Raw genomic sequence first — 15267 nt, 5'->3', positions numbered from 1 at the left:
TGCTAGTGATTTGGGGATCACATGTCGTCCTACTTCACCGACCTGGCCCAGCAGTACATCGACGGTGAATGGCGCCCGGGTACCGGCTCCTGGGACATCATCGACTTCAACCCGTACGACGGCGAGAAGCTGGCGTCGATCACCATAGCCACGGTCGACGAGGTCGACGAGGCGTACCGGGCGGCGGCCCGCGCCCAGAAGCAGTGGGCCGCGACCAACCCGTACGCGCGCCGGGCGGTCCTGGAGAAGGCCCTCAGAGTGATCGAGGAGCGCGAGCAGGAGATCGCCGAGGTGATCATCGCCGAGCTCGGCGGCACCCGTCTGAAGGCCGGCTTCGAGCTGCACCTCGCCAAGGAGTTCCTGCGCGAGTCCCTCCAGTGGGCGCTGCGCCCCGAGGGCAAGATCCTCCCGTCGCCGGTGGACGGCAAGGAGAACCGCCTCTACCGCGTGCCGGTGGGCGTCGTGGGCGTCATCAGCCCCTTCAACTTCCCCTTCCTGCTGTCGATCAAGTCGGTCGCCCCGGCCCTCGCGCTCGGCAACGGCGTGGTGCTGAAGCCGCACCAGAACACCCCGATCACCGGCGGCTCCCTGGTCGCGAAGATCTTCGAGGACGCGGGTCTTCCGGGCGGCCTCCTCAACGTCGTCATCACGGACATCGCGGAGATCGGCGACGCCTTCATCGAGCACCCGGTCCCCAAGGTCATCTCCTTCACCGGCTCCGACAAGGTCGGCCGCCATGTGGCCACCGTCTGCGCCTCGCACTTCAAGCGCTCGGTCCTCGAACTCGGCGGCAACAGCGCGATCGTGGTCCTCGACGACGCCGACATCGACTACGCGGTCGACGCGGCCGTCTTCAGCCGCTACGTCCACCAGGGCCAGGTCTGCATGGCCGCGAACCGGGTGCTGGTGGACCGTTCGATCGCGCAGGAGTTCACCGAGAAGTTCGTCGCCAAGGTCAGGACCCTGAAGGTCGGCGACCCGAGCGACCCCGAGACCGTCATCGGCCCGGTCATCAACTCCTCGCAGGCGGACTCCCTTGCGGCCACCGTCGAGCAGGCCATCGCCGAGGGCGCGACCGCGCTGCTGCACGGCACGACCACCGACAACCTGGTCGAGCCCTCCGTGCTCACCGGCGTGCCCGCGGACTCGGCCCTGCTGCGGCAGGAGGTCTTCGGCCCGGTCGCCTTCCTCATCCCCTTCGACGGCGAGGAGGAGGCCGTTCGCCTCGTCAACGACACTCCCTACGGCCTGAGCGGCGCCGTGCACACCGGTGACATCGAGCGGGGCGTCTCCTTCGCCAAGCAGATCGACACCGGCATGTTCCATGTGAACGACGGCACCGTCCACGACGAGCCCCTCGTCCCCTTCGGCGGTGAGAAGAGCTCCGGCGTCGGGCGCCTCAACGGCGAGACGACCATCGACTCCTTCACCACGCTGAAGTGGATCTCGGTGCAGCACGGGCGGAGCGGGTTCCCGTTCTGACGTCACGCCGGGGCGGGCGCCGGCCGCCCGGGCGGTGCGTCGTCAGGTGACGACCCGGACGACGACGTAGACGACGAGTCCGGCCCCGGTCAGCGAGGCCAGGGCGAGGCACAGTCGGCGCCCGTGGCTGCGGGCCCGCGGCTCCAGACGCCCCCGCAGCGCGGTGTGCGCACCGGCGCTCAGGACCGTGAGGCCGCCGAGGCCCAGCGTCGACCAGCCGGTGACCGCGGCCGGTCCGACGGTCTCCAGGGCGCCGCTGGGGAGCACCTGGACGCGTGTTGCCCGCCGCAGCGGCACCTCCGCGTCGATGGAGGCGTACCGCTGCGGCGGGTGGGCGGCGACCAGTTCGCCCTCACAGATGTTGTGGCGGTTCTTGCCGGACCCGGTCATGTGGCAGTACAGAGCGGTGAAGACGCCCCGATGCCCCACGAGGCCGAGCGCTCCCGCCAGCATGTAGCCGCTTCCGAGCAGCGGCGCCAGACCGAAGAGCAGGACGAAGACCGTCCTGGCCAGTGCGGCCTTCACGGGCGACGCCTTCTTGACGGGCCGTGTGGGGTTCAACGGCGGTCTCGGTCGCGCCGGCCGCTTGCCGTCCCGCTTCCTGCGTGCCCGCCGTTTCCTGGATCCCCTGCCCACTGCGCCCTCCCCCTGACTTCCTGCTGTCATGATCCTCCCCGGGCGGAACTTCCTTAGCGTCGCCCTCCGGTCTAGGACAGAACCTGACCTAAAGGCCTCGTAACTTCATCGGTGTCAGGAGGCCTCCCGAGGCCCCGATCCATCGAAAGGCGACGGTCATGGTCATGCACGTACCGGCAGAGGCGCAGGGCGACGAGCGCGGGGCGCTGCTCTCGTTCATCGAGGAACAGCGCGGCGGCATCCGGCGCGCGCTGCTCGGGCTGACCGAGGAGCAGGCCGCGAGCAGGCCGAGTGCCAGCGAGCTGTCCCTGTCGGGCCTGCTCAAGCATGTCGTCGAGGTCGAGCAGGGATGGATCGCCCGCGCCAAGCAGGAGCCGCCGGCCATCAAGCGGGACGAGACCAACTGGCACGAGACCTTCCAGCTCGTCGACGGCGAGAGCGTCGAGTCCCAGCTCGCCTACTGGGAGAAGGTGGCCGCCGAGACGGAGGCGTACATCCGCTCCGTACCGAGCCTCGACGACACCTTCCCGCTCCCCGACCAGCCCTGGTTCCCGCCGGAGGGCCGGGTCTCGGTGCGCTGGGTCTGTCTGCACCTGATCCGCGAGACGGCCCGGCACGCGGGTCACGCCGACATCATTCGCGAGTCCCTCGACGGGAAGACGGCGTTCGAACTGGTCGCCCTGGAGCAAGCGGGCTGAGCCCTTGACAATAAGCTGGGCGGCATGTCCGCGATCCGTCTTCTCGTGCTCGGAGCGGTCCGCCAGCACGGGCGGGCCCACGGCTACCAGGTACGCAACGACCTGGAGTACTGGGGCGCGCACGAGTGGTCCAACGCCAAGCCCGGCTCGATCTACCACGCGCTCAAACAGATGGCGAAGCAGGGGCTGCTGCACGCGCATGAGATCGCACCGTCCACGGCCGGCGGCCCGCCGCGCACGGAGTACGAGATCACCGGCTGGGGCACCGAGGAGTTCTTCCGGCTGCTGCGCGAGGCGCTGACCTCGTACGACCAGAAGATGGACGTCAAGTCGGCGTCCATCGGCTTCATCGTCGAGCTGCCGCGCGCCGAGGCGGTGGCGCTCCTGAAGGAGCGGATCCGGCGGATCGAGGAGTGGCGGGGGGCCGTCACCGAGCACTACATCCCTGAGGACGGCCCCGGACAGCTCGGCCACATCGGCGAGATCATGAACCTCTGGGTCCACACGGCCGACGCCGAGGCCGAGTGGACCCAGGGGCTGATCGGGCGCATCGAGAGCGGGGCGTACACGTTCGCGGGGGAGGGCGCGCCGTTCGTCGGCGTCCTCGCCGAGGGGGAGGAGAACCCATACGCGACCGGGGAGCGGCACCCGGAGGACGACGGCTGATCAAGTTTGACCAATGCGCCAGGAGGGGTTACTTTCCCAAAGTAGTCAAGTTTGACTAACGAGGGAGCTGTAGTGGCTGACGCGGCGATCACCGTCGACGGAGCACGCAAGAAGTACGGCGGAAAACACGCACTGGACGGGCTCGGCCTCACGGTCGCCCGCGGCACCGTGCATGCCGTCCTGGGCCCGAACGGCGCGGGCAAGACGACCCTGGTCCGGATCCTGTCCACCCTGCTGCGGCCCGACGCCGGCCGGATCGAGGTGGCCGGGCACGATGTCGTGACCGAGGCCCGGGCCGTGCGCCGGCGCATCGGCCTGCTCGGCCAGCACGCGGCCCTCGACGAGGAACTGGGCGGCCGCCAGAACCTGGAGACGTTCGGCCGCCTGCACCACCTGGGCGCCCGCCACGCGCGCGTGCGTGCCGACGAACTCCTGGAGCGCTTCGGTCTCGCCGATGCCGGCCGTAAGCCGGTGCGCGCCTACAGCGGCGGCATGCGTCGCCGCCTCGACCTGGCCGCCGCCCTGATCGGTGACCGGCACGGCCGGGGCCCGGAGGTGCTGTTCCTGGACGAGCCGACGACCGGCCTCGACCCCCGCGGCCGTGCCGAGGTGTGGGCCGCGGTCCGCTCCCTGGTCGGCGGCGGTACGACGGTCCTGCTCACCACCCAGTACCTGGAGGAGGCCGACCAGCTCGCCGACCGCATCTCGGTCGTCGACACCGGCCGCGTGATCGCGGAGGGCACGGCGGACCAGCTCAAGACGGAGACGGGCGGCGACCGCATCGACGTCGTCCTGCGCGACGCCGGCCAACTGGGCGCCGCGGTCGACCTGTTGCCCGTCCCCAGGGCCGCGATCTCGGTCGACCCCGACCGCCGTCTGTTCAGCGCCCCGGTGACCGACCGCATGGCGGCGCTCTCCGCCGTCGTACGCGCCCTGGAGGAGGCCGGCATCGAGGCGGAGGACGTGGTCCTGCGCCGCCCGACGCTGGACGAGGTGTTTCTGCATCTCACCGGCGACCCCCGAGTGAAGGAGGCCGCGTGAGCGCCTATGCCCTGACCGACTCCTGGACCATGACCCGCCGCGAACTCGCCCACTGGGCACGACAGCCGGGCCGCCTCCTCGTCGGGCTGGTCTTCCCAGTGATGCTGCTGCTGATGTTCGCCTACCTGATCGGCGGCGGCCGGGGGGTGAGCGGCCAGTACCGCGACTACCTGGTGCCCGGCATGCTCGCGCTCACCATGGCCTTCGGTCTGGAGGGCACGATGCTCGCCGTCACCCGGGACCTGGAGAAGGGCGTGATCGACCGCTTCCGTTCGCTGCCGATGGCCGACGCAGCGGTCCTGGTGGGCCGTTCGGCGGCCGACATGCTCCAGTCGGCGCTGGGGCTGGCGATCCTGATCGGCGTCGGGTACGCGCTCGGCTGGCGTGTCCACGGGTCCCCGGCGCAGTTCCTGGGCGCCGTCGGCCTGTTGCTGCTGCTCCGCTTCGCCATGCTGTGGATCGGCATCCACCTGGCGATGGTCGCCGGGAAGCCGGAGCTGGTGCAGGCCGTGCAGATCCTGGTCTGGCCGGTCGGCTTCCTGTCCAACGCCCTCGCCACCCCGAGGTCCATGCCCGGCTGGCTGGGCACGGTCGTCGAGTGGAACCCGATGTCGCAGACCGCGACGGCCGTACGGGACCTGCTGGGCGGCCCCGGCGGGGAGCCGGGGCACGTATGGGCGGCCGTCGTATGGCCGTTGGGGCTGCTGGCGGTGTTCTTTCCGCCGGCGGTGCGGAGGTTCGCGCGCCTGAGCAGCTAGCGGGCTAGTGATGGAAGCCGGTGGCCGCCTCCTTGTCCCTGGTCAGGGGGTGCGGCTGGCGGCGCAGTTCCGGCAGCAGGCGGGTCAGGTCCTCCACGAACAGGTCGGCGAGGTCGGCGGAGAAGCCGTTGCGGCACACCACCCGCAGCACGGACAGGTCCTGGCGGTTCGGCGGGAAGGTGTACGCGGGCAGCAGCCAGCCGCTCTCGCGCATCCGCCGGGACACGTCGAAGACGTCGTACGACTCCACGCCCGGCGCGGTAGTGAAGGCGAACACCGGCAGCTCGTCGCCCCTGGTCAGAAGCCGGAAGTCGTCGAGCGCCGCCACCCGCTCGGCGATGCCCATGGCCACGTCACGGGTGGTCTGCTGCACGGCTCGGTAGCCCTCGCGGCCGAGCCGCAGGAACGTGTAGTACTGCGCGACCACCTGTGCGCCCGGACGCGAGAAGTTGAGGGCGAAGGTCGGCATGTCGCCGCCCAGGTAGTTGACGCGGAAGACGAGCTCCTCGGGCAGCGCCTCCTTGTCGCGCCACAGCGCCCAGCCGACGCCCGGGTAGACCAGCCCGTACTTGTGCCCCGAGGTGTTGATGGACGCCACGCGCGGGAGGCGGAAGTCCCACACCAGGTCCTCGTCGAGGAAGGGCGCGACCATGCCGCCGGACGCCCCGTCCACGTGGACCGGGATGTCCAGGCCCGTGCGCTCCTGGAGGGCGTCGAGCGCCGCGCACAGGTCCGCGATGGGCTCGTACGAGCCGTCGAAGGTGGAGCCGAGGATGCCGACGACCCCGATGGTGTTCTCGTCGCAGAGGTCGGCCGCGGCCTGAGGATCGAGGTGGTAACGGTCGCCCTCCATGGGGACCTGGCGCGCCTCCACCTCCCAGAAGTTGCAGAACTTGTCCCAGCAGACCTGGACGTTGACGCCCATGACGAGGTTGGGGCGGGCCCCCGGGGCGGGGTTCCGCTTGCTCCAGCGGCGCTTGAGCGCCATCCCGGCGAGCATGCACGCCTCGCTGGAACCGGTCGTCGAACAGCCCACCGCCGCCGACGGATCCGGCGCGTTCCACAGGTCGGCGAGCATCGCCACACAGCGCCGCTCCAGCTCGGCGGTGCGCGGGTACTCGTCCTTGTCGATCATGTTCTTGTCCCGGCACTCCGCCATCAGGACGCCGGCCTGCGGCTCCATCCAGGTGGTGACGAAAGTGGCGAGATTCAGCCGTGAGTTGCCGTCCAGCATCAGCTCGTCGTGCACCAGCTGGTACGCCGTCATCGGCGGCAGGGGGGCGTCCGGCAGCCGGTGCTTGGGCGGCGCCTCGGTCATGCCGCCGACCGGATTGGCCTCTCCGAAGAAGGGGTTGACCGAAACCGGGCGCTCGTCGGCCTTCCGGGAACCTTTGTGGAGCGGCATGGACGTCTCCTCGTGTCATCTCGAGAACGGGTGCCGGCGGACCGGAGTTCCACCGCCGCGCAGTCGCATCCGGAATGCCCAGGACGCCTACGGTGACACCGGGCACCGGGTGAACGGCCGGTAAGAGGGAGAACAGCACCCCGCGCCCGCGCCACAGGCCCACCATAAGCGGGCATAAGGGATGCAACATCCGGAGGGATCCGCCCAGGAATCCGGCTTGCACCTCACGTGGCGTGAGGGCTCACCGTGGAGTGCGTACCGAGAAGGGAGCGGACGAAGTGAGCCATTCGGCAGGACAGGACGGCTACTCCGTGGGACAGGTCGCGGGCTTCGCCGGCGTCACGGTGCGCACGCTGCACCACTACGACGACATCGGCCTGCTCGTCCCGAGCGAGCGCAGCCACGCGGGCCACCGGCGCTACAGCGAGGCCGACCTCGACCGGCTGCAGCAGATCCTGTTCTACCGGGAGCTCGGCTTCCCGCTCGACGAGGTCGCCGCCCTGCTCGACGACCCGGCCGCGGACCCGCGCGCGCACCTGCGCCGCCAGCACGAGCTGCTGACCGCCCGGATCGAGAAGCTGCAGAAGATGGCGGCGGCCGTGGAGCACGCCATGGAGGCACGCAAGATGGGCATCAATCTCACCCCCGAGGAGCGGTTCGAGGTGTTCGGGGACAAGGACCCCGAGCAGTACCGCGAGGAGACGGAGGCGCGCTGGGGCAACACGGAGGCGTACGCCGAGTCACAGCGCCGCGCGGCCACCTACACCAAGGAGGACTGGAAGCGCATCCAGGCCGAGGTCGACGACTGGGGCCGCCGGTACGCCGACCTGGTGGCCGCCGGAGAGCAGCCCACCGGCGAGGCCGCCATGGACCTGGCCGAGGAGCACCGGCAGCACGTCACCCGGTACTTCTTCGAGGTCGACTACGAGATGCACCGGTGCTTCGGGCAGATGTACGTCTCCGACGAGCGGTTCAAGGCGTTCTACGACTCCATGCGCCCTGGCCTCGCGGAACACCTCAGGGACGCCATCGAGGCGAACGCGTCCCGCCACACCGCGTAGCCGTCCCGGCCCGGGCACCGCTCCCGGGCCGGGAGGCCTCACAGCTTTGTGCCGGTGCGCGCACAGTGCATCCTGGAGACACCGGTGGAACCTGGGGCGGACACCTTGCGTTGATAGCTTTGGGCGCCCGCACAAGGACGCCGTACCTTCCTCCACCCCCTCAGGAGCCCGGAACCGTGACGACGCTTGCCCTCGGCCCGAGCTGGCTGGATCCGAACTACCTCCTCGACACGTTCGGCATCTGGGGCCTGCTCCTCATCGTCTTCGCGGAGTCCGGCCTGCTCATCGGCTTCTTCCTGCCGGGCGACTCGCTGCTGTTCACCACCGGCCTGCTGATCACGACCAACCAGCTGAACTTCCCGCTCTGGGCGGCCATCGCCCTGATCTGCGTCGCCGCGGTCCTGGGCGATCAGGCGGGCTACATGTTCGGCAAGAAGGTCGGCCCGTCGCTCTTCAACCGCCCCGACTCCCGCCTCTTCAAGCAGGAGAACGTGGTCAAGGCCCACGAGTTCTTCGAGAAGTACGGCCCGAAGTCCCTGGTCCTGGCCCGTTTCGTGCCCGTCGTGCGCACGTTCACGCCGATCATCGCGGGCGTCAGCGGCATGAAGTACCGCTCGTTCGTGCTCTTCAACGTCATCGGCGGCGTCCTGTGGGGCGCCGGCGTCACCCTGCTCGGCTCCTGGCTCGGCAAGATCGACTTCGTCAACAAGAACATCGAAGCGATCCTCATCCTGATCGTCCTCGTCTCGGTGATCCCGATCATCATCGAGTTCCTGCGCGCCCGCTCCAAGGAGAAGAAGACCCCCGAGGCGCCGGCTCCGGCCCAGCACCAGCAAGCGGCCCCCGTCATGGACGACGCGACGACCCAGCTCCGCCGCATCCCGCCGGCCGACGACCAGGGCTACCACCACCAGCAGCAGTACCAGCAGCAGCCACAGCAGCAGCCGTACTACCCGGACCAGCAGTACGCCCAGCAGTATCCGTACCAGCAGGACCAGTACGGCGATCAGCAGAACCAGCAGTATCCGTACAACCAGGGGTACTGAGCGCCCCTCAAGGCGCGAGCCATCCGGCGCTCAGAACCCCCGGGTCCGTTTCGCCGCCCGCCGCCCCGCGGCAGAAGCCCCGCCGGGAACCCGCAGGAACAACCGCGAGATCTCCGACCCCAGATTGACCCCGATGGCAATCGCCATGGCCAAGGACGCGGCCGTGGCCAGCGACACCAGCCCCTTGTCGACGTTGTTCTGGGCGATCGACAGCAACCCGAAGTACGTCGAAGACCCCGGCAGCAGCGGCCCGATCGCCGCCGTCGTGTAGGGCAACGCCGAAGCGAACCGGTACCGCGACAACAACTGCCCGAACAAGCCCACCAACCCCGCCGCAACAGCCGTGGAGGCAACCGGCGACAACTTGCCGGGATAGTGCAGCGCGCCGTACACACACCACGCGACGCCCCCGTTCAGCGTCACCCACAGCACGGTCGACCGCTCCTGCTGCAACAACACGGCGAAGGTCAGCGAAAGCAGCATCGACGCCCCGATCTGCCATCCGGGCCGTTCGGCGATGCTCAATGCCGCGTCGGGGTTGAGCTTGGCGCCCAGGTTCACCCCGAAATACAGCACCACCAGCACACCCACGACGATGCCGACGAACAGATACATGACCTCGAGCAGCCGCGCCGACGCGGTGATGTAGAACCCGGTCAGCCCGTCCTGCACGCCCGCCACCAGCGCCCGCCCCGGCAGCAGCGCGAACAGCCCACCGGTGATGACCGCGGACGCCTTCACGTCGACGCCCGCAACGGTCAGCGCGATCCCGATGGCGGCCGGAGGCATCGCGGCGACCGTGAACTGGTAGAACTCCGGCAGTCCGCGCCCCGCGCACAGCCAGGCCAGCCGGTCGCCGAGCATCGCGCCGAGCATGGCCGCGATGAAGACGATCCAGTCACCGCCGACCAGCACGGAGGCCGCCCCGGCGAGCAGTCCGCTCGCCCCGGTCAGCACCCACCCCGGATAGGGGTGCCGGTTGCGGCGGATCTCGGCGAGCCGCCGGTAGGCCTCCTCCAGCGAGATGGTGGTCTCCGGGTCGCTGAGGTCGTCCACCAGATGGAACACGGCCGCCAGCCGTGTGTAGTCGGTGGCCCGGCGGCGCACCGTCCGCGAGGCCGTCACCGGGTCGTCGACCAGGGACGGCTGGTACGAGATCGACAGCAGGGTGAAGGTGACGTTCGGCTCGCAGCGGTCGAGGCCGTAGGACCGGCAGACCGCGAACATCGCCGCCTCCACGTCCTCCGCGCCCTCACCGCCCGCCAGCAGCAGCTCGCCGATGCGCAGGGTCAGGTCGAGGACGCGCGGGACGGCCGGACCGCCCTCCTCCGCCTTCGGCCCCGGCTCCGGAGCGGGCCGCTCGGCCACCGGCATCCGCAGCATCGTGCGCATCCGGTCCTGCCAGGGCACGTCCTTGGTGAGGCTGACCACGGGTATGCCGGTCGCCGGTGTGAAGGCGGCAGGGGCGTGGTGGGCGCTGTAGGTGCTCGGCGGGCTGAACGCCGACCCCTCGGGCTCGGCGCCGGGCGGCTGCGGGACGTCCAGGCCGTCGGGGACGGCGAACTCGGACGTGGTCTCCGGTTCGACGGCGACTCTGGGGGCGGCGAAGCCCGCCGGAATGGCGAACTCCGAGGTGATCTCGGGATCGAACGTGCCCCTGGCCTCGTCCGACTGCGGCTTGCGGTCCTCCGCCTCCGTCACTTGAGTAACGCTCCCTGTACGACGCGTGCGGCTACGCCAGTATGCGCACACAAACACGAACGGGCCGCACGCGTGCGCGTACGGCCCGTTGGACGACTCAGGGCTCAGTGGCCGCCCTGGTCCTTGAAGCGCTTGTAGGACCGCTCGATCTCGGCCTCGGCGTCGACGCGGCCGACCCAGTCGGCGCCCTCGACGGACTTGCCGGGCTCCAGGTCCTTGTAGACCTCGAAGAAGTGCTGGATCTCCAGGCGGTCGAACTCCGACACGTGGTGGATGTCACGCAGGTGCTCGACGCGGGGGTCCGTCGCCGGCACGCACAGCAGCTTGTCGTCGCCGCCGGCCTCGTCCGTCATCCGGAACATGCCGATCGCACGGCACTTGATCAGGCAGCCCGGGAAGGTCGGCTCGTCAAGAATGACCAGCGCGTCCAGCGGGTCGCCGTCCTCGCCGAGGGTGTTCTCGACGAAGCCGTAGTCGGTCGGGTAGGCGGTCGAGGTGAAGAGTCGACGGTCCAGGCGGATCCGACCGGTCTCGTGGTCCACCTCGTACTTGTTCCGCGAACCCTTCGGGATCTCGATCGTGACGTCGAACTCCACCGGTGGCTCCTCCATGATCAACACATAGTTCTGGTGGTTAAGTGTCCCTCACGCAGGTGTGTGATCGCGAAAGGGGCTGGTGTTCGTGCCAGAGCTGAGGCCGTGGCGGGCCGCGAGGCCGCGTGTGGTGCGGGCCGCGAACGCCGTACGACCGCGTCTGGCACAGGCCGCCCAGGCCGTGCGCCCGAAGCTCGAACGAGCCGCGGCAGCTACGAAACCGCAGCTCGCACGGGTACGGCCCACCCGCATCAGTTGGCCGAAGACCGTCAGGACCTGGCAGTACACCGCGGGCGCCGCCACCGTCGGTGTGACGCTGGCCGTCGCCGTGGCGACCGCCGCCGGCCCCTGGGACTCCACCGGTCAGCGTACGGCCGAGGCGGACCGCGCAGCCGCCCTGGACCGTACGGGTGGCGCAGATCACGGACGTAATCCCGATACGTCCGATTCGGCGGCCGGGGGCCCGCGCCCCGCCCCCAGCGCCGCTTCCGTCCTGATCGGTCTTGGCGGCGCCACGAGCACCGTGAAGTCGGCCCCGACCGGTCCGGCCCTCTCGGGCGTCCTGGGGCCCCTGCTGGCGGACGCGGCGCTCGGCACCCGGCACACCGCCGCGGTCGTCGACGTCGCCACCGGCAGGCGCCTCTACGGCACCGGCGCCGACACCGCCATGACCCCCGCCTCCGTGACGAAGATCGCCACGGCGGTCGCCGCCCTGTCGACGCTGGGCGCCGACCACCGCCTGACCACCCGCGCCGCCCTGGAACCCGACACCAAGGAACTCGTCCTGGTCGGCGGCGGTGACCCGACCCTGACGGCGCACCAGGACGCCCAGGGCTGGGCGAGCCTGCGGGACCTGGCCGAGCGGACGGCCACGGCCCTCAAGAAGCGCGGCATCAAGGAGGTCACGCTCTCGTACGACACCACGCTGTACGCCGGGCCCGCACTCCACCCCATCGGCGTCAACGTCAACCTCGCCCCGGTGAGCGCCCTGATGGCCGACGAGGGCCGCACGGACGACTCGACCAGCGGCCCCGTCGAACGCGTGACGGATCCGGCGGCGGAGGCGGCCCGCACGTTCGGCTCGTTCCTCGCCGGCCACGGCATCCGGACCACCTCGCCCGGCCCGTCCAAGGCGACGACCCGCGCCGAGAACCTCGCCGCCGTCTCGTCGCCCCCGCTCTCGTCCCTGGTCGAGCGCATGCTGACCAACAGCGACAACGACATCGCGGAGGCCCTGGCCCGCCAGACGGCCGCCGCCTCGGGACAGCCCGCGAGCTTCGACGGCGGCGCATCCGCGATCGCCGGCGCACTGAGGAAGCTCGAACTGCCCCTCAAGGGCGCCGAGTTCCACGACGGCAGCGGCCTGGACCGGGACGACCGGCTCACGGCCGACCTGCTCACCGCCCTGCTGGTGAAGGCCGGCGACCCCGCCCACCCCGAACTCCGCCCGGTCCTGACGGGCCTTCCGGTGGCCGGTTTCACCGGCACCCTGACCAGCCGCTACACGGGCGGCGCGGCAGGAGTCGTACGAGCGAAGACAGGCACCCTGACCGGCGTGAACACCCTGGCCGGCACGGTCGTGGACCAGGACGGCCGCCTCCTGGCGTTCGCCTTCCTGGCCTCGAACACGACCAACGCCCTGGAGGCCCAGTCCGCACTGGACCGCACGGCCACGGCACTGGCGGCGTGCGGCTGCAGCTAGCTGTTCCGCACCGCTGTGGGCACGGGTGCCCGCCTCCGCGGCCTGCCCCAAGTGGGAACGCTCACGTACCGTTGACGCATGACGAGCATCGGTGGTGCCGAGATGGTCGACTGGAATCTCGCGGTGGCGACCGCGACCCGGCTCGTGCGGCCGGGCCCCGACGTGAGCCGCGACGAGGCCCGGGCCGTCGTCGCGGAACTGCGCCGGCATGCCAAGGCCTCGGAGGAACACGTCCGGGGCTTCACTCGTATGGGCACGGAGGAGACCCACGACACCCCGATCCTGGTCGTCGACCGCCCCGGCTGGGTCCGGGCGAACGTCGCGGGCTTCCGGGAGATCCTCAAGCCGCTGCTGGAGAAGATGCAGGAGCGGCGCGGCAACAGTCCCGGCGGCGCGGTCCTCGGCGCGGTGGGCGGCAAGGTCACCGGCGTCGAGCTGGGCATGCTGCTGTCGTTCCTGGCCTCCCGAGTGCTGGGCCAGTACGAGACCTTCGCCCCGGCCACCCGCGAACTTCCCGCGGGGGAGAACGGCGGCGGCCGGCTCCTGCTCGTCGCCCCGAACATCGTGCACGTGGAGCGCGAACTCGACGTACAGCCCCACGACTTCCGCCTCTGGGTCTGTCTGCACGAGGAGACGCACCGCACCCAGTTCAGCGCGGTGCCCTGGCTGCGTGACCACCTCGAGGGTGAAATCCAGTCTTTCTTGGGGGAGACCGACGTCGACCCCATGACCGTGCTGGAACGCATCCGCGAGGCCGCCCAGTCGCTCGCCGGCGGGCGCCCCGAGGGCGAGGAGGACGACGGCGGGCGGTCCTTCGTCGAGATCGTGCAGACCCCGGCGCAGCGGGAGATCCTCGGCCGCCTCACCGCCGTGATGTCGCTCCTGGAGGGCCACGCCGACTTCGTGATGGACGGGGTGGGTCCGGACGTCGTGCCGTCCGTCTCCGAGATCCGCGAGAAGTTCCAGCAGCGCCGTGCGAAGGGCGCCTCCCGGCTGGACATGGCCCTGCGCAAGCTGCTGGGTCTGGATGCCAAACTCAGGCAGTACCGCGACGGCGAACGCTTCGTGCGGGCCGTCGTGGACCAGGTCGGCATGGACGGCTTCAACCGTGTGTGGACGTCCCCCAACACCCTGCCCACCAAGGCGGAGATCGCCAAACCGGCGGACTGGGTCGCGCGGGTGCACCGCAAGAGTGAGTCGTGAACCCCGTGGGAAGGTCGTGAAACGAATCCGGCCGAACGGCAGGCGAACGCCCCTCCAATCACCCGTCCGAGGGACCGTGAGCCATGGGTAGGCGTGCGATGCTCGGGGAACGGCCCGGTTCTGTCACCATCTACACACTCTGAGTGACCGACCCCGGGCTCACCCCCCGAAAACTTCATGAAGGGAACCGGACATGGGTCCCCATCCTGCGGTCGCGGCGATACGCCTGGCGGTCCGCCACGTCCTCCACGACATCCTCAACGGCCATCGGGCCACCGCCGAGGCCCCCGGGCTCTCGGCGCAGGCTCCGCACGAGCGCCCCTCCTCGCCGCTCGTGCTCGTGGCGTGCTCCGGCGGCGCCGACTCCATGGCCCTCGCCTCCGCCCTCGCCTTCGAGGCCCCCAAACTCGGCATCCGGGCCGGCGGCGTCACCGTCGACCACGGGCTGCAGCCCGGCTCCGATCTGCGCGCCGACGAAGTCGCCCTGCGGCTGCGCGAACTGGGCCTCGATCCGGTGGATTCCGTCGCCGTGACCGTGGGCCGCGAGGGCGGCCCCGAAGCCGCCGCCCGCGACGCCAGGTACGCCGCACTCGATGCCGCAGCCGTCCGCCACGGCGCCACCGCGATCCTGCTCGGCCACACCCGCGACGACCAGGCCGAAACCGTACTGCTCGGCCTCGCCCGCGGCTCGGGTATCCGCTCCCTGTCCGGAATGGCCGCGGTCTCGGGGGCCGGCGGCCGTTACCGCCGCCCCTTCCTCCAGCTCGACCGGCAGACCGCCCGCAAGGCCTGCATGGTCCAGTCGCTCCCCGTCTGGGACGACCCCCACAACGCGGATCCCGCGTACACCCGCTCCCGGCTGCGCCACGAAGGCCTGCCCGCCCTCGAGAAAGCGCTCGGCAAGGGCGTCGTCGAGGCCCTCGCCCGCACCGCCCAGCTCTCCCGCGACGACGCCGACGCCCTCGACGCCTGGGCCGGCCAGGCCGAGGCCTCCGTACGCGACGCGGCGGGCCTCCTGGAGTGCGCCAAGCTCTACGCCCTGCCGCCCGCCGTGCGCCGCCGCGTGCTGCGCCGCGCGGCCATCGAGGCCGGGGCCCCCGCCGGTTCGCTGTTCGCCCGCCACATCGAGGAAGTCGACCGGTTGATCACCGGCTGGCGAGGCCAGGGAGCCATCAATCTCCCGGGCAAAGTCGTCGCCCAGCGCCAGGGTGGCAGACTGGTGATTCGGCAAGGCTGAAACCTTGCCCCCCTTTGGGGGGTGATGGGCGGCCGGTG

General features: G+C 70.5%; 14 protein-coding genes. 10 read left to right on the top strand and 4 right to left on the bottom strand.

Annotated features, from left to right (window positions below):
* Nucleotides 1–21: 21 nt before the first annotated feature.
* The gene (locus ACWCRD_RS04260; protein ID WP_450964436.1) at nucleotides 22–1482 is read left to right on the top strand and encodes an aldehyde dehydrogenase family protein; all 1461 of its coding nucleotides are present in this window, start codon (nucleotides 22–24) and stop codon (nucleotides 1480–1482) included.
* Between the two features lie 42 nt (nucleotides 1483–1524).
* Here ACWCRD_RS04260 and ACWCRD_RS04255 read toward each other — a convergent pair whose 3' ends face one another.
* On the bottom strand, nucleotides 1525–2007 hold the full coding sequence (locus ACWCRD_RS04255; RefSeq protein WP_450964435.1) for a hypothetical protein: 483 nt from the start codon (nucleotides 2005–2007) through the stop codon (nucleotides 1525–1527).
* A 269-nt stretch (nucleotides 2008–2276) separates the two neighbouring features.
* Here ACWCRD_RS04255 and ACWCRD_RS04250 point away from each other — a divergent pair, with 269 nt between their 5' ends.
* From ACWCRD_RS04250 to ACWCRD_RS04235, 4 genes are all read left to right on the top strand, one after another.
* Nucleotides 2277–2816, top strand: coding sequence for a DinB family protein (locus ACWCRD_RS04250; protein WP_450964434.1), 540 nt, complete (start codon nucleotides 2277–2279; stop codon nucleotides 2814–2816).
* A gap of 24 nt (nucleotides 2817–2840) precedes the next feature.
* Complete coding sequence (locus ACWCRD_RS04245; protein ID WP_450964433.1) at nucleotides 2841–3482, top strand: PadR family transcriptional regulator; 642 nt, start codon at nucleotides 2841–2843, stop codon at nucleotides 3480–3482.
* 72 nt (nucleotides 3483–3554) lie between these two features.
* A complete protein-coding gene (locus ACWCRD_RS04240) occupies nucleotides 3555–4523 on the top strand; it encodes an ATP-binding cassette domain-containing protein (RefSeq protein ID WP_450964432.1) in 969 nt (322 codons plus the stop codon).
* On the top strand, nucleotides 4520–5281 hold the full coding sequence (locus ACWCRD_RS04235; RefSeq protein WP_450964431.1) for an ABC transporter permease: 762 nt from the start codon (nucleotides 4520–4522) through the stop codon (nucleotides 5279–5281). Before ACWCRD_RS04240 ends, ACWCRD_RS04235 begins: the two co-directional genes overlap by 4 nt.
* Before the next feature lie 4 nt (nucleotides 5282–5285).
* Here ACWCRD_RS04235 and ACWCRD_RS04230 read toward each other — a convergent pair whose 3' ends face one another.
* A complete protein-coding gene (locus tag ACWCRD_RS04230; RefSeq protein ID WP_450964430.1) occupies nucleotides 5286–6686 on the bottom strand; it encodes a glutamate decarboxylase in 1401 nt (466 codons plus the stop codon).
* A gap of 278 nt (nucleotides 6687–6964) precedes the next feature.
* On the opposite strand from ACWCRD_RS04230, the gene ACWCRD_RS04225 reads away from it, so the two are divergent.
* Nucleotides 6965–7747 carry a MerR family transcriptional regulator gene (locus ACWCRD_RS04225; protein ID WP_450964429.1) on the top strand — a complete coding sequence of 261 codons (783 nt, stop codon included), beginning with the start codon at nucleotides 6965–6967 and terminating at the stop codon, nucleotides 7745–7747.
* 176 nt (nucleotides 7748–7923) lie between these two features.
* Nucleotides 7924–8793 carry a DedA family protein gene (locus ACWCRD_RS04220; RefSeq protein ID WP_450964428.1) on the top strand — a complete coding sequence of 290 codons (870 nt, stop codon included), beginning with the start codon at nucleotides 7924–7926 and terminating at the stop codon, nucleotides 8791–8793.
* Between the two features lie 30 nt (nucleotides 8794–8823).
* Here the strand turns inward: ACWCRD_RS04220 and ACWCRD_RS04215 are convergent, their stop codons facing one another.
* Both ACWCRD_RS04215 and ACWCRD_RS04210 read right to left on the bottom strand, forming a co-directional pair.
* Nucleotides 8824–10494: a threonine/serine ThrE exporter family protein gene (locus ACWCRD_RS04215; RefSeq protein ID WP_450964427.1), complete on the bottom strand. Its 1671-nt coding sequence runs from the start codon at nucleotides 10492–10494 to the stop codon at nucleotides 8824–8826.
* A 104-nt stretch (nucleotides 10495–10598) separates the two neighbouring features.
* The gene (locus ACWCRD_RS04210) at nucleotides 10599–11090 is read right to left on the bottom strand and encodes an inorganic diphosphatase (protein WP_007383738.1); all 492 of its coding nucleotides are present in this window, start codon (nucleotides 11088–11090) and stop codon (nucleotides 10599–10601) included.
* Nucleotides 11091–11169: 79 nt separating this feature from the next.
* Between ACWCRD_RS04210 and dacB the strand changes: the two genes are divergently transcribed.
* From dacB to tilS, 3 genes are all read left to right on the top strand, one after another.
* Entirely contained in the window at nucleotides 11170–12789 is a 1620-nt protein-coding gene (gene dacB, locus ACWCRD_RS04205; RefSeq protein WP_450964426.1) for a D-alanyl-D-alanine carboxypeptidase/D-alanyl-D-alanine endopeptidase, read from the top strand.
* Nucleotides 12790–12867: 78 nt separating this feature from the next.
* Nucleotides 12868–13992 carry a zinc-dependent metalloprotease gene (locus ACWCRD_RS04200; RefSeq protein ID WP_450964425.1) on the top strand — a complete coding sequence of 375 codons (1125 nt, stop codon included), beginning with the start codon at nucleotides 12868–12870 and terminating at the stop codon, nucleotides 13990–13992.
* A gap of 193 nt (nucleotides 13993–14185) precedes the next feature.
* Complete coding sequence (tilS, locus tag ACWCRD_RS04195) at nucleotides 14186–15229, top strand: tRNA lysidine(34) synthetase TilS (protein ID WP_450964424.1); 1044 nt, start codon at nucleotides 14186–14188, stop codon at nucleotides 15227–15229.
* Nucleotides 15230–15267: the final 38 nt, after the last annotated feature.

The organism is Streptomyces sp. NPDC002092, from assembly GCF_053593775.1.
The sequence above is the reverse complement of the archived record's forward strand: the minus strand, read 5'-3'. Positions and strand labels throughout refer to the sequence as shown.